Source organism: Sphaerotilus sp., assembly GCF_034519685.1.
Lineage (GTDB): Bacteria > Pseudomonadota > Gammaproteobacteria > Burkholderiales > Burkholderiaceae_C > Sphaerotilus.
In genome coordinates this window covers 254,668-274,979 of the sequence record NZ_JAXHOF010000002.1, presented here as the reverse complement: position 1 = coordinate 274,979, position 20,312 = coordinate 254,668, and the positions used below count along the sequence as shown (strand labels likewise).

The 20,312-nt window shown below is 67.8% G+C and carries 22 protein-coding genes; 10 read left to right on the top strand and 12 right to left on the bottom strand.

What is annotated here, in order from left to right; genetic code table 11:
* Positions 1 to 8: 8 nt before the first annotated feature.
* From cbbX to U5O44_RS01715, 4 genes are read right to left on the bottom strand one after another with little or no spacing between them, the layout of a single operon-like run.
* Entirely contained in the window at positions 9 to 974 is a 966-nt protein-coding gene (gene cbbX, locus U5O44_RS01730) for a CbbX protein (protein WP_322586740.1), read from the bottom strand.
* Positions 971 to 1,660 carry a ribulose-phosphate 3-epimerase gene (rpe, locus tag U5O44_RS01725; RefSeq protein ID WP_322586739.1) on the bottom strand — a complete coding sequence of 230 codons (690 nt, stop codon included), beginning with the start codon at positions 1,658 to 1,660 and terminating at the stop codon, positions 971 to 973. Before rpe ends, cbbX begins: the two co-directional genes overlap by 4 nt.
* 10 nt (positions 1,661 to 1,670) lie before the next feature.
* Entirely contained in the window at positions 1,671 to 2,111 is a 441-nt protein-coding gene (locus U5O44_RS01720) for a ribulose bisphosphate carboxylase small subunit (RefSeq protein ID WP_322586738.1), read from the bottom strand.
* 35 nt (positions 2,112 to 2,146) lie between these two features.
* Positions 2,147 to 3,616: a form I ribulose bisphosphate carboxylase large subunit gene (locus tag U5O44_RS01715; protein WP_322586737.1), complete on the bottom strand. Its 1,470-nt coding sequence runs from the start codon at positions 3,614 to 3,616 to the stop codon at positions 2,147 to 2,149.
* 167 nt (positions 3,617 to 3,783) lie between these two features.
* On the opposite strand from U5O44_RS01715, the gene U5O44_RS01710 reads away from it, so the two are divergent.
* Complete coding sequence (locus U5O44_RS01710) at positions 3,784 to 4,734, top strand: LysR family transcriptional regulator (RefSeq protein WP_322586736.1); 951 nt, start codon at positions 3,784 to 3,786, stop codon at positions 4,732 to 4,734.
* Here the strand turns inward: U5O44_RS01710 and U5O44_RS01705 are convergent.
* The gene (locus U5O44_RS01705; protein ID WP_322586735.1) at positions 4,664 to 6,001 is read right to left on the bottom strand and encodes a GGDEF domain-containing protein; all 1,338 of its coding nucleotides are present in this window, start codon (positions 5,999 to 6,001) and stop codon (positions 4,664 to 4,666) included. The genes U5O44_RS01710 and U5O44_RS01705 overlap by 71 nt on opposite strands.
* Positions 6,002 to 6,100: 99 nt before the next feature.
* Positions 6,101 to 6,553 carry a TlpA disulfide reductase family protein gene (locus U5O44_RS01700; protein WP_322586734.1) on the bottom strand — a complete coding sequence of 151 codons (453 nt, stop codon included), beginning with the start codon at positions 6,551 to 6,553 and terminating at the stop codon, positions 6,101 to 6,103.
* A 185-nt stretch (positions 6,554 to 6,738) separates the two neighbouring features.
* Here U5O44_RS01700 and U5O44_RS01695 point away from each other — a divergent pair, with 185 nt between their 5' ends.
* From U5O44_RS01695 to U5O44_RS01655, 9 genes are all read left to right on the top strand, one after another.
* Positions 6,739 to 7,074: a c-type cytochrome gene (locus tag U5O44_RS01695; RefSeq protein ID WP_322586733.1), complete on the top strand. Its 336-nt coding sequence runs from the start codon at positions 6,739 to 6,741 to the stop codon at positions 7,072 to 7,074.
* A 19-nt stretch (positions 7,075 to 7,093) separates the two neighbouring features.
* A complete protein-coding gene (locus tag U5O44_RS01690) occupies positions 7,094 to 8,371 on the top strand; it encodes an FAD/NAD(P)-binding oxidoreductase (protein WP_322586732.1) in 1,278 nt (425 codons plus the stop codon).
* A 109-nt stretch (positions 8,372 to 8,480) separates the two neighbouring features.
* Positions 8,481 to 9,602 carry a YeeE/YedE family protein gene (locus U5O44_RS01685; RefSeq protein WP_322586731.1) on the top strand — a complete coding sequence of 374 codons (1,122 nt, stop codon included), beginning with the start codon at positions 8,481 to 8,483 and terminating at the stop codon, positions 9,600 to 9,602.
* 94 nt (positions 9,603 to 9,696) lie between these two features.
* Complete coding sequence (locus U5O44_RS01680) at positions 9,697 to 11,262, top strand: methyl-accepting chemotaxis protein (RefSeq protein ID WP_322586730.1); 1,566 nt, start codon at positions 9,697 to 9,699, stop codon at positions 11,260 to 11,262.
* Between the two features lie 66 nt (positions 11,263 to 11,328).
* Positions 11,329 to 12,678 carry a sensor histidine kinase gene (locus tag U5O44_RS01675; protein ID WP_322586729.1) on the top strand — a complete coding sequence of 450 codons (1,350 nt, stop codon included), beginning with the start codon at positions 11,329 to 11,331 and terminating at the stop codon, positions 12,676 to 12,678.
* A gap of 23 nt (positions 12,679 to 12,701) precedes the next feature.
* Complete coding sequence (locus tag U5O44_RS01670; protein ID WP_322586728.1) at positions 12,702 to 14,135, top strand: sigma-54-dependent transcriptional regulator; 1,434 nt, start codon at positions 12,702 to 12,704, stop codon at positions 14,133 to 14,135.
* A 236-nt stretch (positions 14,136 to 14,371) separates the two neighbouring features.
* The gene (locus U5O44_RS01665) at positions 14,372 to 14,704 is read left to right on the top strand and encodes a hypothetical protein (protein ID WP_322586727.1); all 333 of its coding nucleotides are present in this window, start codon (positions 14,372 to 14,374) and stop codon (positions 14,702 to 14,704) included.
* Positions 14,705 to 14,719: 15 nt separating this feature from the next.
* Positions 14,720 to 15,010 (top strand): PepSY domain-containing protein, encoded by a 291-nt coding sequence (locus tag U5O44_RS01660; RefSeq protein WP_322586726.1) that lies wholly within the window; start codon positions 14,720 to 14,722, stop codon positions 15,008 to 15,010.
* Between the two features lies 1 nt (position 15,011).
* Positions 15,012 to 15,635, top strand: a complete 624-nt coding sequence (locus U5O44_RS01655) for a cytochrome b/b6 domain-containing protein (RefSeq protein WP_322586725.1) — start codon at positions 15,012 to 15,014, stop codon at positions 15,633 to 15,635.
* Here U5O44_RS01655 and U5O44_RS01650 read toward each other — a convergent pair.
* The 6 genes from U5O44_RS01650 to soxY all read right to left on the bottom strand — a co-directional run bounded on the left by U5O44_RS01650 (position 15,620) and on the right by soxY (position 20,293).
* Positions 15,620 to 16,033, bottom strand: coding sequence for a DsrE family protein (locus U5O44_RS01650; RefSeq protein ID WP_322586724.1), 414 nt, complete (start codon positions 16,031 to 16,033; stop codon positions 15,620 to 15,622). The two genes, U5O44_RS01655 and U5O44_RS01650, sit on opposite strands and share 16 nt — an antisense overlap.
* Before the next feature lie 43 nt (positions 16,034 to 16,076).
* Positions 16,077 to 17,810: a thiosulfohydrolase SoxB gene (gene soxB / locus U5O44_RS01645; RefSeq protein ID WP_322586723.1), complete on the bottom strand. Its 1,734-nt coding sequence runs from the start codon at positions 17,808 to 17,810 to the stop codon at positions 16,077 to 16,079.
* 87 nt (positions 17,811 to 17,897) lie between these two features.
* Positions 17,898 to 18,551 (bottom strand): sulfur oxidation c-type cytochrome SoxX, encoded by a 654-nt coding sequence (gene soxX / locus U5O44_RS01640; protein WP_322586722.1) that lies wholly within the window; start codon positions 18,549 to 18,551, stop codon positions 17,898 to 17,900.
* Positions 18,552 to 18,567: 16 nt separating this feature from the next.
* Positions 18,568 to 19,371 (bottom strand): sulfur oxidation c-type cytochrome SoxA, encoded by an 804-nt coding sequence (soxA, locus tag U5O44_RS01635; RefSeq protein WP_322586721.1) that lies wholly within the window; start codon positions 19,369 to 19,371, stop codon positions 18,568 to 18,570.
* A gap of 114 nt (positions 19,372 to 19,485) precedes the next feature.
* Positions 19,486 to 19,797, bottom strand: coding sequence for a thiosulfate oxidation carrier complex protein SoxZ (soxZ, locus tag U5O44_RS01630; RefSeq protein ID WP_322586720.1), 312 nt, complete (start codon positions 19,795 to 19,797; stop codon positions 19,486 to 19,488).
* A gap of 37 nt (positions 19,798 to 19,834) precedes the next feature.
* Positions 19,835 to 20,293, bottom strand: coding sequence for a thiosulfate oxidation carrier protein SoxY (gene soxY / locus U5O44_RS01625; protein ID WP_322586719.1), 459 nt, complete (start codon positions 20,291 to 20,293; stop codon positions 19,835 to 19,837).
* Between the last annotated feature and the right edge of the window lie 19 nt (positions 20,294 to 20,312).

Genomic DNA, 20,312 nt, shown 5'->3' with positions numbered 1-20,312 from the left:
CTCGGGGATCAGGGATGTCGGTGTTCTTCGGGCGCAGCGGCAAAGACACGGCTGGTGGCGATGTCGGACACGGCCAGCGTGGTCAGCGCCTCGGCGTCGAGCACGCGGTCCGGCTCGCGGTAGAGCCGGCTGGCCTGGCGCAGCCGGGCGCGGTCGAGTGCGTTGCGCACGCTGCGGGCGTTGGCGAAATGCGGCTGTTGCAGGCGCAGGTCGAGGTAGCGGGCGAAGGTGTCGCGGGCACCGTCGCCGAAGCGGTAGTGCTGCGCCTTCAGCATCCGGTCGGCGATCGCCAGCAGCTCGTCGGCGCCGTAATCGGGGAAATCGAGGTGGTGCGCGATGCGGCTGCTCAGGCCGGGGTTGGACTGGAAGAAGGTGTCCATCCGGTCGCGGTAGCCGGCCACGATCACCACGAGGTCGTCACGCTGGTTCTCCATCACCTGCAGCAGGATCTCGATCGCCTCCTGGCCGTAGTCGCGCTCGTTTTCGGGGCGGTAGAGGTAGTACGCCTCGTCGATGAACAGCACTCCCCCCATCGCCTTCTTCAGGATCTCGCGGGTCTTGGGCGCCGTGTGGCCGATGTACTGACCGACCAGATCGTCCCGCGTCACGGCCACGAGATGCCCTTTGCGGATGTAGCCGAGCCGGTGGAGGATCTGGGCCATGCGCAGCGCCACCGTGGTCTTGCCGGTGCCGGGGTTGCCGGTGAAGCTCATGTGCAGGCTGGGGGCGGCCGCGTTCAGGCCGACGCTGGCGCGCAGCCGGTCGATCACCAGCAGCGCGGCGATGTCGCGGATGCGCTGCTTGACCGGCTGCAGGCCGATCAGGTCGTGCTCCAGTTCGTCGAACACCGCCTCGACCTGGCTTTGCGCGAGCACTTCGCCGACGGTGCGCGCCGGTGCGGTCGGGGCGGTCGGGGCGGGCGCCGTGTCGACCGGACGGGTCTGGCCGGGAATGGCGTACAGCGGCTGGCTCATCGCGCGGCCCCAAGTTCGCGGCGCATCGCGTCGACCACGGCGCGGTAGTCCGGTGCGTTGAAGATCGCGCTGCCCGCGACGAAAGTGTCGGCGCCCGCATCGGCCACGCGGCGGATGTTGTCGATCTTGATGCCGCCATCGACTTCGAGCCGGATGTCGCGTCCGCTGGCGTCGATGATCTTGCGGGCCTTCTCGATCTTGCGCAGCGCCGAGTCGATGAAGCTCTGTCCGCCGAAGCCCGGGTTCACGCTCATGATGAGGATCAGGTCCACCCGGTCGATCACCCACTCCAGCACGTCCAGCGGCTCGGCCGGATTGAACACGAGGCCGGCCTTCACGCCCTCGGCCTGGATGAGCTGCAGCGTGCGGTCCACATGCGTCGAGGCGTCGGGGTGGAAGCTCACCAGGTCCGCCCCGGCCTTGCAGAACGCCTGCGCCAGCGCGTCCACCGGCGACACCATCAGGTGCACGTCGATCGGGGCGGGCGTGCCATCGGGCTTGACCGAGTGCTTCTTCAGCGCCTGGCAGACCATCGGCCCGAAGGTCAGGTTGGGCACGTAATGGTTGTCCATCACGTCGAAGTGGATCCAGTCGGCGCCAGCGGCGAGCACGTTCTTCACCTCGTCGCCCAGGCGGGCGAAGTCGGCGGACAGGATGGAGGGGGCGATGCAGGCCGGGGTGGTCATGGGGGCTCCCTCAGGCGCCGTAGCGCTCGGCCTCGGGACGGTCGGTGGCGTAGCTGTGGACGGTGTAGCGCAGCGAGCGTCCCTGGACTTCCTGGCGTGTCAGGCCGAAACCGGGTTCGCTGGCCGGTCGGTTGACGATGAAGCTCATCGTGATCGACTCGACCCCGCGCACGGAGGAAAACGCCATCAGCCGGATGTAGTGGCCAGGGAAGGTCTGGCGGCACTGGTTCAGCTCCTGCAGCACACCGGCCGCGTCCTGCAGATCGAACATCGGCATGCCGTACATCTCCCAGTAGGTGTTGCGGGGATGCGGGTCGTCGGTGTATTCGATGCTCCAGGCGTAGCCGTGGCGCAGGCCGTACTCGACCTGCAGGGTGATCTCGGCGTCCGTCAGATCGGGCAGAAAACTGAACTGGCCTTGCGTCACGCGGCCGGTAGGGTTGGTCATCATGGTGGAGTGCTCCTGTGCGGTGCGGCGGGCCGGCGTCAGTTCGAGGCCGACGGCGTGACGGCGTAGTCACTGGTGTCGGTGGAGGTGTAGTTGAAGGAGATCTCGCCCCAGGTGTCGAGCGCCTGCTTGAGCGGCGTGCAGGTCTGGGCCGCCTTGCGCAGGATGTCCGGGCCTTCGTTGCGGATGTCCTTGCCTTCGTTGCGGGCCTTGACCATGCATTCCAGCGCGACGCGGTTGGCCACCGCACCGGCCTGGATGCCTGCCGGATGGCCGATCGTGCCGCCACCGAACTGCAGGATCACGTCGTCGCCGAACAGGTCGATCAGCTGGTGCATCTGCCCGGCGTGGATGCCGCCGGAGGCCACCGGCATGACCTTCTTCATGTCGCACCAGTCCTGGTCGAAGAACAGGCCGCGTGGCAGGTCCTGCTTCGTATACGAGTCGCGGCAGACGTTGTAGTAACCCTGCACCGTCATCGGATCGCCTTCGAGCTTGCCGACCGCGGTGCCGGTGTGCAGGTGGTCGACGCCGGCCAGGCGCAGCCACTTGGCCATCACCCGGAAGCTCACGCCGTGGTTCTTCTGCCGCGTGTAGGTGCCGTGGCCGGCGCGGTGCATGTGCACGATCATGTCGTTCCGGCGCGCCCAGTTGGCGATCGACTGGATCGCGCTCCAGCCGATGATGAGGTCCACCATGATGACCACCGAGCCCAGCTCCTTGGCGAACTCGGCGCGCTCGTAGATGTCCTCCATCGTCGCACCGGTCACATTGAGGTAGCTGCCCTTGACCTCACCGGTGGCCGCACTCGCCTTGTTCACGCCGTCCATCACGTAGAGGAAGCGGTCGCGCCAGTGCATGAAGGGCTGCGAGTTGATGTTCTCGTCGTCCTTCATGAAGTCCAGGCCGCCCTTCAGGCCTTCGTAGATCACGCGGCCGTAGTTGCGACCGGACAGCCCGAGCTTGGGCTTGGTCGTCGCCCCCAGCAGCGGACGGCCGAACTTGTCGAGCCGCTCGCGCTCGACCACCAGCCCGGTCGGCGGCCCCTTGAAGGTCTTGACCAGCGCCACCGGCATGCGGATGTCCTCCAGGCGCGCGGCCTTCAGCGGCTTGAAGCTGAAGACATTGCCGATGAGGCTGGCGGTGATGTTGGCAATCGAGCCTTCCTCGAACAGGATGATGTCGTAGGCCACCCAGGCGAAATACTCGCCCGGTCGGCCCGGCACGGGCTCCACCTTGTAGGCCTTGGCGCGGTAGCTGTCGCAGGCGGTGAGACGGTCGGTCCAGACGACGGTCCAGGTGGCAGTGCTCGATTCGCCGGCCACGGCGGCGGCGGCCTCGATCGGATCGACACCGTCCTGCGGCGTGATGCGGAACAGGCACAGCGTGTCCGTGTCCTTGGGCACGTAGTCGGCGTCCCAGTAGCCCATCTGGCGGTACTTGAGGACGCCGGCGCTGTAGCGCTTCTTCGCGTCGGTGATGACACCGGGATCGACGGGCTGGTTCATGGCGGCGGTCTCCTGCTGTGGGGCGGCTGTGGTGCAGCGCTCAGGCTGCGTTGGGGATGTCCGCACTGTAGGAAGCCCGATCACTCAGGTAAATTCACGACTTGTTGGCTTTCGATTCAGGATTTCTGAATCAATGAATCAATGAATCAGTGAACCACGGAGCGCCCATGAAGAACCTGACCCTGCGCCAGCTGCGTGTGTTCGCCGAGGTCGCGCGCGAACTCAGCTTCGTCCGGGCGGCCGAGCGGCTCCACCTGACGCCCCCCGCCGTGACGATGCAGGTCAAGGAGCTGGAGGAGGCGGTCGGGCTGCCGCTGTTCGACCGGCAGGGCCGCAAGGTGTCGCTGAGCACCGGCGGTGAATACTTCCTGGTCTATGCCCGCAAGGTGCTGGCGACACTGAAGGACGCCGAGACGGCGATGGCGCGGCTGCGCCACCTCGACACCGGGCTGCTGACGATCGGGCTGGTGGCCACGGCCAAGTACTTCGTGCCCCGGCTGCTGGCGCGCTTCCGCGACGAGCACCCGGGCGTCGAGCTGCGGCTGCGCGTGGGCGCCAACCGGGAGGATCTGGTGCGGCTGCTGGAGGCAGGCGAAGTCGATCTGGCGGTGATGGGCCGGCCGCCGCGCGAGCTGGCCTGTCGGGCCGAGCCCTTCGCGGCCCACCCGCATGTCTTCGTCGCCCCGCCGGGTCACCCGGTCCTGCGCGAAGACCACACACCACAGGAAGCGCTGGCCGCGCTGTCCCACCACCCGCTGGTGGTGCGCGAACAGGGCTCGGGCACCCGCGCGCTGATGGACCGCTTCTTCGATGAACACCGGCTGACGCCGCGCATCGCCATGGAGATGCCCAGCAACGAGACGATCAAGCAGGCCGTGATGGCCGGCATGGGCCTGAGCTTCCTGTCGCTGCACACGCTCGGGCTGGAGCTGCGTGCGGGGGAACTCGCGCTGGTGGATGCAGCGCACACGCCGGTCATCCGCACCTGGAATGTGGTCCACCTGCCCTCACGGCTGCTGTCACCGGCGGCCGAGGCGCTGCGCTACTTCATCCTGGAAGAAGGGGAGACACATCTGGCCGCGCATGACCGGCCCTGGCTGGCGGATCCGCAGGACTGACGACCGCACCGGGCACCACATCCCCATGGAAGGCGTGGGTGCCCCGCCCCTGGGCCTTGGCGCGGTACATCGCGGCGTCGGCGCGGCGCAGCAGTTCGTCCGCGGTCTCGGTGCCGACTCCGGTGGCCGAGCCCGGAAAGAGCACGATGCCGATCGTGGCACCGACCGAGGCCTCCTGCCCCCCGATCACCACGGGCTGCGAAGCGGCCAGGCGCAGCCGCTCCGCCAGCCGTGCGGCTTCGAGGGCACTGTCCACCGCAGACAGGATGACGGTGAACTCGTCCCCGCCCATGCGGAACAGCCGGTCCTCCTGACGCAGCACCGCCCTCAGCCGCCGGGCGACGGTCTGCAGCAACTGGTCGCCTGCGGCATGGCCCAGGCTGTCGTTGACCTGCTTGAAGCGGTCCAGATCGATGAACAGCAAGGCCCCCGACTGGCCCGTCCGCGTGGCCTGCACCAGCGCCCGCTCCAGCCGCTTGCCGAAGCTGAGGCGATTGGGCAGGCCGGTGAGATGGTCATGGTGGGCCTGGTGGCGCATGGCCCGCTCCTGGTCCACCTGCTCGCGCCGCTGCCGCTCGATCACGCGGTCCGCCCGCCGCACCACGAAGAACAGGAAGACGTACAGGGACAGCAGCAAGCCCAGCACCAGCCCGGCCACCTGCCACTGGGCCTCCTGCTCGTGCTCCAGCAGTTCGGTCACATCCGAGTAGATCTCGAACACGGCCTCCGGTCCGCCACCCGAGGCCCTGCCGACCGGCACATAGGAGGACATCAGGTCGCGGTCGGCGATCATCCCCTCGAAGGCATTGAACTTCTCGCGGTGGCTCAGGCTGCTGACCACCTCGCCCGCCTGGGCGGCCACGATGCCCGGCATGCCCTGCTTGCTCTCTCCGACCTGCCGCGCTTCGGTCGAGAACACGGTCAGCCCGTCCGGGGTGTAGACCTTGACCTTGACGACGTGCAGGCCCTGCATCTGCTGGCGGATCTCGGCCTCCAGCATCGCCATGCGCGGATCGGCGAGCAGCGCCTCGCGCCCGCGGCCCGGCGCGGTGAGGACCAGATCGCGGTAGCGCTCCCAGGTGGTGTTGGCGAAAGCCCGTGTCAGGCTGGCGTTGGCGCGGCTTTCATGCTCGATGAGATGCTGCATCGTCAGCGCCCGGTAGGCCAGCATCAGGCCGACCATCACCACGACAATGCCGATCAGGCTCGTCACCGAGAAGAAGCGCAGCAGTCTGAATCGGGGTGTGGCGGACGCGGACGCGGACATGGGCAAGGGCAAGAGCTGGGGCGACCCTCAAGCAGGAACCCTCTGTATCGACCACCACCACCGCCCATTGAGAGCAGATCGCCTCGATTCTTCAATTCCTCAGGTTCTGGCCCACTTGACGAGCCCCATCACATCCTCCTCGGCCATCTCCCCGGGAATCACCTCCCGCAGCACGCCCTGGCGATCGGTCACGCAAGTGACCGGATAGCTGCGCCGCGCAGTGAGCACCGCCCGCAGGGGCGCGGCATCCATCGTCACCGGAAAACTGTAGCCCTGGCGCGCCAGATAGGCCTCGACCGGCGCCGGGGTGCGGTCCAGCGCCGCGGCGAACACCGTCAACGGCAGATCGCCCGTGGCCCGCGCCAGCTTGTCCAGGCGCTGGTTGTGGCGCTGGCAGTAGCCGCAGTCGGTGGAGAAGAAGGTCACCACCACGGCCCGCCCGCGGAGCTGCTCGGCCCCCACCGTGCGGCCGTCGAGCAGCCGAACCGTCGGCCAGGGCACCGACTGGCCGACAGCGACCGGCGTCGCCCGGGCCAGCAACGGTGCGGCCATCCAGGGCAGCGCCAGCAGGCGGGCACATGCCCGGCGGCGCCCTGGATCAGGTCTGTGTGCGCTGTGCGTCCTTGTCATGCACCTCTCCGCCCCGAACCATCCGGGAAAACACTAAATTCGTATGGAATGATATTCAAGACACTACACCATTGGAAATCCATGTCCCAGTCCGAGGAGAAAGCCCCATGTTCCGATCCCCCGTCGCCCTACGCTGGCTGATTGGCCTGCTGCTGAGCAGCACCGGCCTGCTGTCCGTCTCCACGGCACACGCCAAGGATCCGGAGCTGCTGCGCCTGCGTGCACTGGCGGCCACTTGCGCCCAGTGCCATGGCACCGACGGCCGTGCCGTGGAAGGCGAGGCGCTGGTCCGCCTGGCCGGGCTGCCAGAGGACTACATCCTGTCCCAGTTGATGGCCTTCCGTTCGGGCGAGCGCAAGGCAACGATCATGCACCAGATCACCAAAGGCTACTCCCAGGAGCAGCTCGAAGCGCTGGCGAAGTATTTCGCCGCCCTGAAGTAAGCCGAAGGAGCCCCACACCATGCAACGCAGACATCTTCTCCAGGGCCTGATCGCGGGCGGAACACTCGGCTTGACTGGCTGTGCCTCGCTCGGCGGCACCTCGGCTTCCAAGGCCAAGGTGCTGGTCATCGGCGGCGGCTACGGCGGCGCGACCGCCTCGAAGTACATCCGCCTGCTGTCCGACTACACCATCGACGTGATGATGGTCGAGCCGAACCGGCAGTTCGTGTCCTGCCCGGTGTCGAACCTGGTGATCGGCGGCCAGCGTACGATGGCCGACATCACCAACCCCTACACCGGCCTGAGCGGCAAGCACGGCGTGCGCATCGTCCACGACATGGTCACCTCGGTGGACCCGGTGAAGAAGACCGCCACGCTGGCCGGCGGCACCGTGGTGCAGTACGACAAGCTGGTGCTCTCGCCCGGCATCGACTTCATGTGGGACCAGACCGAGGGACTGCAGGCGGCCCACGCCTCCGGCCAGATCCTGCACGCCTGGAAGGCCGGCGCCGAGACGATGGCCCTGCGCCAGCAGCTCGAAGCCATGCGCGACGGCGGCACCTACGCCATCACCATCCCCGAAGCGCCCTACCGCTGCCCGCCCGGCCCCTACGAGCGCGCCAGCGTCATCGCGGCCTACTTCAAGAAGGCCAAGCCGAAGTCCAAGGTGCTGATCCTGGATGGCAACCCGGACGTGACCTCCAAGGGCCCGCTGTTCAAGCGCGCCTGGAACGAGCTGTACGGCAACATGGTCGAGTACCGGCCCCAGCACAAGGTCACGGCGGTGGATGCGAAGAACCGCACCATCAAGTTCGAGATCCAGGACGACGTGAAGGCGGACGTGCTGAACGTGCTGCCGGTGATGCGCGCAGGCGCCCTGGCGGTGCAGACCGGGCTGGCGAACGCCAACGCTCGCTGGTGCCACGTCAATTTCCTGAACTTCGAGTCGACAGCGGCCAAGGACATCCACGTCATCGGCGATGCGATCCAGATCGCCCAGGGCATGCCCAAGTCCGGCCACATGGCCAACTCGCACGCCAAGGTCGCCTCCGCGGCCATCGTCGCCGAACTGCAGGGTCTGGAGGTCAATCCGCACCCGATGCTGACCAATGTCTGCATGAGCTTCGTCGACGAGACCCACGCCATCCATGTGGCCAGCGTCCACGAGTACCAGGCGCCGAAGAAGAGCTTCTTCACCATCGGCGGCTCGGGTGGGGTGTCGGACGCCCGTTCCGATCTGGAAAGCCGCTATGCCGACGCCTGGGCGCGCAACATCTGGGCCGACATGCTGACGTGACGCCGCGCGTCTGACGCCGGAGCTGACCCACATCAAGTCCGGCCAGCCCACCGGACTGCATCATCACCGTCTTATATCAGCCATCAACGATGGTCATCAGGAGACGGCGATGCTGGAATCGCTCATGGCCCATCTGGGCGAGATGTGGACGGTGACGCTGGTCGGCGCAGCCGTCGGCATGCTGTTCGGCTTCTTCGCGCACCGCTCGCGGTTCTGCCTGCGCTCGGCGGTGATCGAGTTCTCCCGCGGCACGCAGGAGGGCAAGCTCACCGTGTGGCTGTTCACCTTTGCCACCGCGGTGCTGCTGACGCAGGCCTTCATCCAGTTCGGCTGGCTGGATGTCAGCGGTGCGCGCCAGCTGGCGGCGCGGGGCAGCCTGTCGGGGGCGGTGATCGGCGGCGCGATGTTCGGGGCCGGCATGATCCTGGCCCGCGGCTGCTCCAGCCGGCTGCTGGTGCTGGCGGCGCAGGGCAACCTGCGGGCCTTGCTGTCGGGCCTCGTGTTCGCGGTCACGGCGCAGTCGGCGCTGTCCGGGTTGCTGTCGCCGCTGCGCACGGAAATCGCCGGCTGGTGGACGGTCGAAGGGGGGGCGTCCCGGGATCTGCTGGCCCTCACGGGCATCGGGCACACCGGCGCGTTGCTGTTCGGCGCGGTGTGGCTGGTGGCGGCACTCGTCTGGGCGCGGCGCCAGCGGGTGCGCTTCTGGAGCTGGTTCGGCGCGATGGGGGTCGGCGTGATGGTCGCCTGCGCCTGGCTGCTGACCTGGATGGTCTCGCGCCAGGCGTTCGACCTGGTGGTGCCGGTGCAGAGCCTGTCGTTCACCGGCCCGGCCGCCGACACGCTGATGCTGGTGCTGTCGCCGCCCGGTCAGCCGCTGAAGTTCGACCTCGGCCTGGTGCCAGGCGTGGCGGCAGGGGCCTTCCTGTCGGCGCTCCTCTGGCGTGAACTCAAGCTCGAAGGTTTCCAGGGCGGGCAGGCCATGCGCCGCTACATCGCCGGTGCGGTGCTGATGGGATTCGGCGGGATGCTGGCCGGTGGCTGCGCCGTGGGGGCCGGGGTGTCGGGAGCGGCGGTGTTCACGCTGACCTCCTGGGTGACGCTGTCGGCGATCTGGGGGGCTGCGATGCTGACCGACCGGCTGCTCGACCAGCCCAGGGAAGCCGCGCAGCCGGTGCCGCCCATGAGCCCGCACGGAGACCCGGAACTGAGCGCGAGCTACGCACGGCCCTGACGACAAGCCGAGGGAAGCACCCGATTTGCCTCGGTCATCGGCCCGACGAGGGCCGCACCAGCCGTCACCATGGAGGATCCAGCAGGAGTTCTCCATGAAGATGCGCACCCAGATCATCACCCTCGGCCTGGCCGGCATCGCGCTGGCCACGCTGGTCGGCGGTGCGGGACTCATGGCCAACACCTGGTTGAGCCAGACCATCGAATCCACGGTCACGGCCCGGTCGGCGCTGCAAGCCAGCCAGCGTGCGGACATGATGCACGACGCCGTGCGCGGCGATGCCCTGCTCGGCATGCTCGGTGCCCTGCAATCGAACCCGGCCTCGATCGAGGAAGCGCAGCGCGATCTGGACGCCCATGCGCAGCAGTTCCAGGAAGTGCTGGCACAGCTGCAGGCACTGCCTCTGGACGCAGAGAGCCGACAAGCCCTGGAAAAGGTGCAGCCACTGGTGGTGCGCTACCTGGCCGCCGCACGCCAGACGCTGCAGGCCGCCCGTGTGAACGCCCAGGAGACCTCGGCGGCCGCGGCGCAGTTCCAGCAGGCCTTCGGTGTGCTGGAGCAGGAGATGGGCGCGCTGTCGGAGTCCATCGAGCAGGACGGACTCCGGCTCACCGACACGGCGCGGCAGCAGGTGGAGCGTGCGCAGTGGGGCATCGCGGCAGCCTTGCTGCTGGCCTCGGTGCTCGCGACCGGGACTGCACTGTGGCTGGCGCGTCACATGACCGAGCCGATCGCGCGGGCGATCGACTCCGCGCACCGGCTGGCCGAGGGCGACCTGACCGAACAGCGCACGCCCGAGGGCAGCGACGAGGCCGTGCAGCTGCAGCTGGCGATCCAGCAGATCCGGACCAGTCTGGGCCGCATCGTCACCGGCGTGCAGGCCAGCGCGGAGCAGGTCGCCAGCGCCAGCGTGCAGATCGCGCAGGGCAACAACGACCTCAGCCGCCGCACGGAAGAACAGGCCAGCGCCCTGGAGCAGACCTCGGCGACGATGGAGCAGCTCGGCACCACGGTGCGCCACAACGCCGACCATGCCCAGCAGGCGAACCGGCTTGCCCAGGAAGCGTCCACCATCGCCGGTCAGGGCGGCATGGTCATGGCCCAGGTGTCCGAGCGCATGCACGGCATCCACACCAGCTCGCACCGCATCACCGACATCATTGCCGTGATCGACGGCATCGCGTTCCAGACCAACATCCTGGCGCTCAACGCTGCGGTGGAGGCCGCGCGGGCCGGCGAGCAGGGCCGGGGCTTCGCAGTGGTGGCCAGCGAGGTGCGCAACCTGGCGCAGCGCAGCGCCAGCGCCGCCCGGGAGATCAAGGGACTGGTCACCGGCAGCGTCGAGCAAGTGCAGCAGGGCACCACGCTGGTCGAGGAAGCCAGCCGCACGATGACGCAGATCGTGGCCTCCATCCAGCAGGTCCACCAGATCATGGCCGAGATCAGCACCGCCAGCCGCGAGCAGAGCCTGGGCGTCAGCCAGGTCGGCCAGGCGGTGACCCAGATGGACTCGGTCACGCAGCAGAACGCGGCGATGATCGAGGAGAGTGCCGCCGCCGCCAACACCCTGAAGGTCCAGGCCCAGGAGCTGGTCGCGGCCGTGTCCGTCTTCCGGCTGGAAGGCCGCGCACACCACGAGCCGACCCTGTCGACCACCTGAACAGCCTCCGAACGGTCACGCCGGCCGTCCTATGATGGCCGCACAGGCCGCAGGAGGTGCCCGTGCATGGGAACGCTGAAGTTGCTCCCCCGATTCGTCGTGTCGGGGGCGCTGGCCATCGGGGTGTTCAGTGCGGTGCTGGCCTGGACGCTGTCGAATTTCATCGAGAGCAGCCTGCTGGCGCGGGACGCCACCGTCAGCCGCGGCTTCGTCCAGGGCATCGCCGACAGCCAGAACATCGCCGCCGCACTGCACGCCGGTGACCTGCAGCGCAACCCTGGCCTGCAGGAGTTCTTCACCCACATCGCCGCCATCCCGGACGTGCTGCGCATCAACGTCTACACGCTGGAGCGGCGCATGCTGTGGTCGAGCCGGCCGGAACTCATCGGCCTGCGCTTCGAGGACAACCCGGAACTGGAACGCGCCTTGCGCAACGAAGTCGTGGTGGACATCACCACGGGTGACAACCAGCAGCATCCGTCCGGCAAGTCCGAGCATGTGCTGCTCGACACCGCGACGGCGCGGTACATCGAGAACTACATCCCCGTGCTGGGCCATGACCACCAGGCGGTCGTCGGTGTGATCGAACTGTACCGCCAGCCGGTCGATCTGTTCCAGGCCATCCATTCGGGTCAACGACTGGTCTGGGTCGGGGCCGGGGTCGGCGGTGTCTTCCTGTTCCTGTGCCTGATCGGCTTCGTGCGCCACACCGAACGCGCGCTGGCCGAGCAGCAGCGCCGCCTGGTCGAGGCCGACGCGCTGGCCCTGGTCGGCGAGATTTCCGCCGCCGTGGCCCACAGCATCCGCAACCCGCTCGGCTCGATCCGCAGCACCGCAGAATTGCAGCGTGAAATCGACGGCGACCCGCAGGGCACGCAGGCGCAGGTCATGCGCGACGCCGACCGCATCGAGGGCCTCGTGCGCACGATGCTCACCTACGCCAGCCCGGCCGCGGACCCGGACGCCCCGGGCACCCGCGCCAACCTGCACGAGGTGCTCGCCACGCTGGCCGGGCGGCTGGCCCCGGAAATCCGCCAGCAGGGCAAGCGGCTGGAGCTGGCGCTGGACGGGGATCCGGGCCAGGTCGCCATCGAGCCGGTGCTCGTCACGCAGGTGCTGCAGTCGCTGCTGACCAATGCCTGCGAGGCCACCGGGCCGGGTGATCGCATCCGGCTGCAGGCGCGCCGACACGGCACGAAGGTGGTCATCAGCGTGACCGACAACGGCGTCGGCATCGAGCCGGCCCGGCTGGAGGCCGTCTTCCGCCCCTTCCACACCAGCAAGCCGCTGGGGTTTGGCATGGGACTGGCCCTGGCACGCCGGGTGGCCCAGCGCGCGGGCGGCGACATCCGCATCCACAGCGTCCAGGGTCGGGGCACCTCGGTTCACCTGCGTCTGCCCACCATTGACCACTGACCCTTGAACAGAACACCGACGACATGAACCGAGCCGTCCTGATCATCGACGACGAACAGACCCTGGCCCGCAACATCGCCACCTTCCTGGAGCGCCACGGCTACGACGCCCGCGTCGCCACCTCGGGCGAGGAAGGGCTGCAGCTCTACCCGCAGTTCCGCCCCGATGTCGTGCTGCTCGACCACAACTTGCCCGGCATCAGCGGGCTGGAGACGCTGGTGCGGCTGCGCACGCTCGACGCCGAGGCGCGCGTGGTGCTCGTCACCGGCTTCGGCGGTGTCGAGGTGGCGGTGCAGGCGATGAAGTCGGGCGCGGCCGACTACCTGAGCAAACCGGTGTCGCTGAGCGCGCTGCGGCTGCTGCTCGACCGGCTAGCGGGCCAGGCGCGGCTGGAGCAGACCGTCGGCTACTTCCAGCAGCGCGAGGCCACGCGCAGCGGGCTGGAGACGCTGATCGGCGTGTCTCCGGCCATGCAGCAGCTGCGCGCCCGCATCAGCCGCCTGCTCGACGCCGAGCAGCAGCTCGCCGACGCCGAGCCACCGGCCGTATTGATCCAGGGCGAGACCGGCACCGGCAAGGAGCTGGTGGCGCGGGCGCTGCATTTCGGCGGGCCGCGGCGCGCGCAGCCCTTCGTCGAGCTGAACTGCGGCGCCCTGCCCGCCCAGCTGGTCGAAGCCGAGCTGTTCGGCTACGAAAAAGGCGCCTTCACCGACGCCCGCCAGCGCAAGCCCGGCCTGGTCGAGACCGCCGAGGGCGGCACGCTCTTCCTCGACGAGATCGGCGAGGCCGATGCCTCGACCCAGGTCAAGCTGCTCAAGCTGCTGGAGGACAAGCGCTTCCGGCGCCTGGGCGGGCTGCGCGACCAGCAGGTCAATGTGCGCATCATCAGCGCCACGCACCGCCCGCTGGAGCAGCTCGTGCGCGAGGGGCAGTTCCGCGCCGACCTGTTCTTCCGGCTGCGCATCGTGGACATCCCGGTGCCGGCGCTGCGCGAGCGCGGCGAGGACATCCTCGGGCTGGCGCGGCATTTCCTGGCGCTGCACGCGCGGCGCTACCGGCGCGGCGAGATGCGCCTGTCGCCGGGCGCGCAAGCGGCGCTGCGCCAGCATCCCTGGCCGGGCAATGTGCGGGAGCTGCGCAACGCGATCGAGCAGGCCGTGCTGCTGAGCAACGGCGCGGAGGTGTCCAGCCGGGAACTGGGGGCCATCGCCAGCACGCCCGAGCCGACGGCTGCAGTGCCCGAAGCCGCGGCAACAGGTCCGGGCGGCACCACGCCCGAAGACACTGACCTCCACCTCGAACGCGCCGAGCGGCGCCTGATCGAGACTGCCCTGCGGCGCACCGGCCGCAACATCACGCAGGCCGCCCGGCTGCTGGGCATCTCGCGGGACACGCTGCGCTACCGGCTGGAGCGGCTGGGCCTGCGCGACACGGAGTTCGGCGATCTTGGCTCCTGATCCCGGCCACCGACACACCTGTGCGGGGGAATTGCCCCGGGGGATTTCACCCACCCGGGCCCGGTCGGTGGGTCATCCAAGCCGGAAAATTGCCATTTCATTAACCAAGAATGGCTTAATAAACATTACAAATCAACGACTTGCAGTTGATTGAAGCAATTTTTCCCATTGGGCATGGGGTGTGCATTGAACCAGGTGCGGGCGCAGTCCCGCCCCACCAACCTCAGGAGCACCTCATGCACAAGACTTCACTCCATCTGGCCCTCGCCACCCTGCTCGCCGCCACCAGCCTGCTCGTGTCCGCCCGTGTCGCCCCGGCGCTGACCCCGGCCGATCAGGAGCCGACGGTGGTGGTCTCCCGCCACAGCACCGACGACATCACCCTGCACGCCCGCCGGGGCCGCGGCAGCGACAGCGGCAGCAGTTCATCAGGCCAGGGTCGTCGCGGCAGCAGCACCGATGACGCCGGCGATGTCACCGAGCACGCTCGCCGTGGCCGTGGCAGCGACGACGGTTCGGGCTCGGGCCGCCGCGGCCGTGGCTCGGACGACGGTGCCAACCACACCTGACCAGGAGTGCCCACCATGCATACCCCCCTGCTGGCACACAGCACCCTCGCCGCAGCCTTGCTCTGCGCAGCCACCGCCACCTGGGCCGGCCCGCAATGCACCGACGAGCCACAGGACAAATGGCTCACCGCCGAACAGATGACGAAGAAGTTCCAGGATCTGGGCTACAAGGACGACGTCAAGAAGCTGCACGTCTCCAAGGGCCGCTGCTGGGAGATCTACGGCCATGACCGCAATGGCAAGCGGGTGGAGATCTATTTCCACCCCATCACCGGGGCCATTGCCGAACTCAACACGAAGGACTGACATGTCCGCCGACACCCGCCACATGGACCTTGCGCTGAGCAGTGCCAGCACCGCGACCGGTCAGGTCCGCGTGCGGGTGTGGGACCGCTTCGTGCGGGTCTTCCACTGGAGCCTGGTGCTGAGTTTCTTCACCGCCTATTTCAGCACCATGGGCGGGCCGCGCTGGCTGCATGAGGCCAGCGGCTACACGGCGCTGGCGCTGGTGGCGGCGCGCATCGTCTGGGGCTTCACCGGCGCCGGGCATGCCCGCTTCGCCAGCTTCGTTCCACGCCCGATGGTGTTCATCGCCTACGCCGGCGACATGCTGCGCGGACAGGAACGCCGCTTCCTCGGCCATAACCCGGCCGCGGCGGTGATGATCCTGTTCCTGCTGGCGATGGTGATCGGCATCGGCGTCACCGGCTGGATGATGACCACCGATGCCTGGTGGGGCAACGAGGTCGTCGAGTCGGTCCATCTGCTGCTGGTCGACGCCACGCTGCTGGCCGTGGCGGTCCATGTGTCCGCCGCGGTCTACGAAAGCCTGAAACACCGCGAGAACCTGGTCTGGTCCATGGTCACCGGCACCAAGCGGGCCGGCACACCACAGGACAGACCCGAGGCCCGCGGTCAGGGCTTGATGTAGGCGTAGCCCTGCAGTTGCAGCTTCGTCAGCCGGACGACCCCGGACGGGGTGAAATCGGCCTCCTGGATGAACTGCTCGCGCTTGAGGTTGCGGTTCTTCAGCGTGATCTCGCAGATCTCGAAGACCACACCACGGCTTTTCAGCGCAGCGACGGTGGCATCGAAGGGCGCATCGCTGCGGTCCTTCATGCCCTCCATCAAGAAATCGACACCGAAGGCATGCGCCACCAGCGTGATCTTGGCTGTCGGGTCGGTGTCGAGGTGGTTGCGGATGTTGCGCAGCGTCGCCAGCGCCTGTGTGGCAGTGTCATTGACGTGGTAGACCACCTTGTCCTGCGCGGCGGCAGCCAGGCTGGCCAGCGACAGCGCCGCAGCGGCGAGCATCGTGTGGAACTTCATCGAGTGTCTCCTGGTTGAATCCACCGCATGGTGCCTCAGATCGTCAGGCCGCGAGGCCGGGATTGCCCGCCACCCCGACCAGCTTCGGCGTGTTGACCGTGCGCGCCTTGACCCGCCCGCCCTGCCCCTTCAGCCACATTTCCACCACGTCCCACACCGGCTTGTTGCCCGCCTTGGCCGCGTCTTCCGACACCGGCGCCCAGCCGGCGACGTTGTAGCTCTTGCCCGCCTCGACCATCTTGCCCTTCAGGCGCATGTCGCTGATGCGGTTGCCGGCCTTCTCGCCCGGGGTCATCGTGTACTGCAGCCCGCCCACGCGCACCATGTCGCCGCCCTGCTGGTAGTAGGGGTCGGGGTTGAACAGGTTGTCGGCCACGTCCTCCAGCACCGTCTTGAGCATCTCGCCGCTCATCTGGGTCACGGTGGCGTAGGGGTAGGTGATGGCGAGCTGGTCCATCATCAGCTCGCGCGTGATGGCCTCACCCGGCAGCAGCGTCGTGCCCCAGCGGAACCCGGGCGAGAACGCGATCTCGGCGCCCTGCACGTCCATCAGCGCGTCGCAGATCAGCTGGTCCCACGAGCCGTTGAAGTTGCCGCGCCGGTACAGCAGGCCGTCGGTGACGCCGAGCTTTTCCGACAGCTTCGCTTCATACGGCGCGCGGACCTTGGTGATCAGCGCGTCCATCGCCGGATCGGCCTTCAGCTGGTTGGCGAAGATCGGCAGCAGCCGGTAGCGGAAATCCACCACCTTGCCACCCTTCACGTCGAAGTCCATCACGCCGAGGAACTTGGTGTTCGAGCCGGCGTTGGTCACCAGTGTCTTGCCGCCCGCATTGCTCACCGGCACCGCCACCGGCACGCCGTCATGGGTGTGGCCGCCGAAGATGGCGTCGATGCCACGCACGCGGCTGGCCATCTTCAGGTCCACGTCCATGCCGTTGTGGCTGATGACGACCACCACCTGTGCGCCCTTGCCGCGGGCTTCGTCCACCATCGCCTGCATGTTCTCGTCCTGGATCCCGAAGGCCCAGTCGGCGACCATGTAGCGCGGGTTGGCGATCGGCGTGTACGGGAAGGCCTGGCCGATGATGGCGCAGGGCACGCCGTTGACCTCGCGGATCACATAGGGCTTGAAGACCTGGTCGCCGAAGTCGTTGGTCTTGACGTTCTGCGCGACGAAGTCGAGCTTGCCGGCAAAGTCCTTCTCGACGATCTCCTTGACGCGCTCCATGCCGTAGGTGAACTCCCAGTGGCCGGTCATCACGTCCACACCGAGCAGCTTGCAGGCGTCGACCATGTCCTGGGCGTTGGTCCACAGCGACGTGGCCGAGCCTTGCCAGGTGTCGCCGCCGTCGAGCAGCAGCGCCCCGGGGCGGCTGGCCTTCAACTGCTTGACCAGCGTGGCCATGTGCGCGAAGCCGCCGACCTTGCCGTAGCGGCGCGCCGCCTTCTCGAAGTCGAGGAAGGTGTAGCCATGCGCCAGCGCGGTGCCGGGGCGCACGCCGATGTGCTGGAGCAGGTGCTCGCCGACCAGGTGCGGCAGCTTGCCCTGCATCGACCCGATGCCGAGGTTGACGCTCGGCTCGCGGAAATGGATCGGCTTCAGCTGCGCGTGGCAGTCGGTCATGTGCAGGAAGCTGACGTTGCCGAAGGTGGGCAGGTCGTACAGCCCCTTCTGCGCCGTCGCGGCGTCCGCTTCGGCGTAGCGGCCCAGACCCATGCCGGCCACCGAAGCGGCGCCGAGCACCTGCATGAAATCGCGTTTGGAGAGGCTCATGAATAAGTGAACGGTGATATTTTGGGTGGATGTCCGCTTGCGCGGGCATGACGTGGGGGCGCCGCGGTGGGTGCGCGGCGAGGGGGCTTACTGGTTGACGGGGGATTTCGGGTCAAGCAGCAGCGCCATGACATGGCGGAGCTGTGTCTCGTCGAGGATGCCCATGTGGCCAGCCCGCGGCATCTGCGAGCAGGCGTTGTAGGCCCGTGCGTTCCAGAGCTTGCCCCAGGTGTATTCGACGATCGGCATCGCGGCGGGGCTGGTCGGGTCGGTGACGCCGCGCAGCTTGCCGTACTGGTACAGGCTCGGGCCGATGGTGCCGAAGGAGATTTCCTCCTGGCTGATCTGGTGGCAGTTGTAGCAATTGCCACCATTGACGGTCTTGGCGTCGTCGGTCCAGGTCAGGCCGCGACCACTCTGCGCGATGACCTCGCCGAGTTTCCAGTCGCCGAGGTATTTGCCATCGCTGGGCGGCTTGATGGTCTTGAGGTTGGCGGCTTCGATGGCCTTGACCACCTCGGCCGGCGGCTCCTTGCCCAGGGCCTTGGAGCAGGCCTCGTTGGCAGCATCCTGGTCCAGGCGATCGACCTTGACGATGCCCTGGTCGCGGAAGGCACTGCGGATGACCTGCACCGCCTCGCGGTCGAGTTCCGCTGGCGACGGACCGGTGGCACACCCCACGCCGATCGCCGCCACAGCCAGCGCCACCACCGTGAACGCCATCTTCTTGACTGTCTTCATGTCGTCTCTCCTGCGCTCAACGCTTGATGGCGGGCGCCACCGACTCGGCCCCCTTGGCGTTGACCCCCATGTAGGTGGACAGCGCGATGGTCAGGTCCGAGCCGAAGCCCGGGTACGGGAAACGCTGCTGGCGGAAGCAGTCGTTCAGGCGCAGCTGCATGCTCCACATCTGGCCGTTGCTGACCCGGTAGGCCGGCCAGGCCGCGAAGCCGACACCGTCGCCGGGGTTCTTCGTGAGCTGGGGCAGATCCTGCAGGCGGATGCGCTTGCCCTCCTCGCCGTGGCAGCTGGCGCAGCTGAAGTCATGCGCCCCGCCCCGGTAGAAGAACGCCCGCTCGCCGATGGCGTACATGCGCTTTTCCTGCGCGTGTTCCTGCGGCAAGGCGAAGCGCATGCCACGCGATTCAGCCGCGATCCAGGTCGCCAGCGCGGTGACGTTGTTCTGCTCGCCACGGCCAAACGGCGTCTTGGCGATCTCGGCGGCGTTGAAGCCCTGCAGCGTCTCCATGCAGCTCACCAGCCGCGACTCCAGATCCTGCACCCGGCCGGTGTCCTTGAAGTAGCGCGGCAGCGTGACGAAGACGCCCTTGACCACCCCCGGTCCCTGTCCGAGGTCACACAGCTCCAGGCTCGCGTTCTTCGGGCCGCGCTTCTGTTTCCAGAGGGCTTCCCCCTTGGCCTCGAACAGGTCGGCCGGGTTGCCATCGGCCAGCATCGCCCGGTATTCAGCGATGCCGTCGGCCGCAGACTTCTGTTGCGCCAGCAGCGGCAGCGGCAGGGCACAGGCCAGCAGTGTGCTGGCGATGAGGGTCTTGTTCATGGTCTCCTCGTTCTTCTGGACAGGGTCTGTAGACAGGAACTGCAAAACGGCAAAGGCCCCCGGAGGATGCCGGGGGCCGATGGATACGGTCAGGGGGCGAACACGTCTGCCCGCTCAGCTCACCGTCGCTTCGTCGGTGCGCTTGTCGCCCTTGTTGTCGACCCAGGTCACGGCGACCTTGTCACCCGCCTTGGCGCCCTTGAGATTGAACTGCAGGAACGGGTTCTTCGACACCGCCGGTCCCCATTGCGCGGTCATCACGGTCTTGCCGTTGAGCGCAGCGGTGATTTCCTGGATGTACCAGGCGGGGATGGTCTTGCCGGCGGCGTCCTTGCGCTGGCCAGTTTCCATTTCGTGGCTCATCAGGACACGCACGGTGGCCTTGTCGCCGGAGGCTTGTGCGCGGATGCGCATCGGATCTGCCATGTTCTGCTCCTTCTTTGCGTGTGGGTGGGAGGTCCGGTCAGCCGCCGCAGCCGCCGAGGGTGACCTTGACTTCCTTCTGGGCAAACAGCACCTTGCCGTCGTTCATGACGGCCACGGCCATCACGTTGGACGACTGGCCCATCTTCACGCGGGTGTTGAAGTTCGCCTCGACCGCATCGGTCACGTCGAAGGCCGCGCACAGCATGGCCGGGTTCTTCTCCACCAGGATCAGCATGCGCTTCACACCGGGCAGCGCGGTCGAGCAGCCCAGCGGCACGACGGCGCCGTTCTCGGCGATGTCAGGGCCAGTGATGGTGACGTCCTTGCTCTCCACGGGGGCGGAGATGCCCAGGGCCTTGGTCAGGTCGGCCATGGTCTTGGCATCGAAGGCGGCGGTGGCGTAGTTGGCCTGGGCCACAGCGGGCAGCAGGCCGAGGCCAGCCAGCATGGCAGCCACGCCAGCACTGCGGCCGAGCATTTCGCGACGGGTTTGCATCGTGATTCTCCTAGGTGAA

Coding starts and splice junctions, on each gene's coding strand:
- rpe (WP_322586739.1), bottom strand. CDS start 1,660: ATGACCACCCCGGCCTGCATCGCCCCCTCCATCCTGTCCGCCGACTTC.
- cbbX (WP_322586740.1), bottom strand. CDS start 974: ATGAGCCAGCCGCTGTACGCCATTCCCGGCCAGACCCGTCCGGTCGAC.
- soxA (WP_322586721.1), bottom strand. CDS start 19,371: ATGAACAAGACCCTCATCGCCAGCACACTGCTGGCCTGTGCCCTGCCG.
- soxZ (WP_322586720.1), bottom strand. CDS start 19,797: ATGGCAGATCCGATGCGCATCCGCGCACAAGCCTCCGGCGACAAGGCC.
- soxY (WP_322586719.1), bottom strand. CDS start 20,293: ATGCAAACCCGTCGCGAAATGCTCGGCCGCAGTGCTGGCGTGGCTGCC.
- soxB (WP_322586723.1), bottom strand. CDS start 17,810: ATGAGCCTCTCCAAACGCGATTTCATGCAGGTGCTCGGCGCCGCTTCG.
- U5O44_RS01650 (WP_322586724.1), bottom strand. CDS start 16,033: ATGAAGTTCCACACGATGCTCGCCGCTGCGGCGCTGTCGCTGGCCAGC.
- U5O44_RS01700 (WP_322586734.1), bottom strand. CDS start 6,553: ATGGCCGCACCGTTGCTGGCCCGGGCGACGCCGGTCGCTGTCGGCCAG.
- U5O44_RS01680 (WP_322586730.1), top strand. CDS start 9,697: ATGAAGATGCGCACCCAGATCATCACCCTCGGCCTGGCCGGCATCGCG.
- U5O44_RS01705 (WP_322586735.1), bottom strand. CDS start 6,001: ATGTCCGCGTCCGCGTCCGCCACACCCCGATTCAGACTGCTGCGCTTC.
- U5O44_RS01715 (WP_322586737.1), bottom strand. CDS start 3,616: ATGAACCAGCCCGTCGATCCCGGTGTCATCACCGACGCGAAGAAGCGC.
- U5O44_RS01660 (WP_322586726.1), top strand. CDS start 14,720: ATGCATACCCCCCTGCTGGCACACAGCACCCTCGCCGCAGCCTTGCTC.
- U5O44_RS01690 (WP_322586732.1), top strand. CDS start 7,094: ATGCAACGCAGACATCTTCTCCAGGGCCTGATCGCGGGCGGAACACTC.
- U5O44_RS01685 (WP_322586731.1), top strand. CDS start 8,481: ATGCTGGAATCGCTCATGGCCCATCTGGGCGAGATGTGGACGGTGACG.
- U5O44_RS01675 (WP_322586729.1), top strand. CDS start 11,329: ATGGGAACGCTGAAGTTGCTCCCCCGATTCGTCGTGTCGGGGGCGCTG.
- U5O44_RS01665 (WP_322586727.1), top strand. CDS start 14,372: ATGCACAAGACTTCACTCCATCTGGCCCTCGCCACCCTGCTCGCCGCC.
- U5O44_RS01655 (WP_322586725.1), top strand. CDS start 15,012: ATGTCCGCCGACACCCGCCACATGGACCTTGCGCTGAGCAGTGCCAGC.
- U5O44_RS01670 (WP_322586728.1), top strand. CDS start 12,702: ATGAACCGAGCCGTCCTGATCATCGACGACGAACAGACCCTGGCCCGC.
- U5O44_RS01710 (WP_322586736.1), top strand. CDS start 3,784: ATGAAGAACCTGACCCTGCGCCAGCTGCGTGTGTTCGCCGAGGTCGCG.
- U5O44_RS01720 (WP_322586738.1), bottom strand. CDS start 2,111: ATGATGACCAACCCTACCGGCCGCGTGACGCAAGGCCAGTTCAGTTTT.
- U5O44_RS01695 (WP_322586733.1), top strand. CDS start 6,739: ATGTTCCGATCCCCCGTCGCCCTACGCTGGCTGATTGGCCTGCTGCTG.
- soxX (WP_322586722.1), bottom strand. CDS start 18,551: ATGAAGACAGTCAAGAAGATGGCGTTCACGGTGGTGGCGCTGGCTGTG.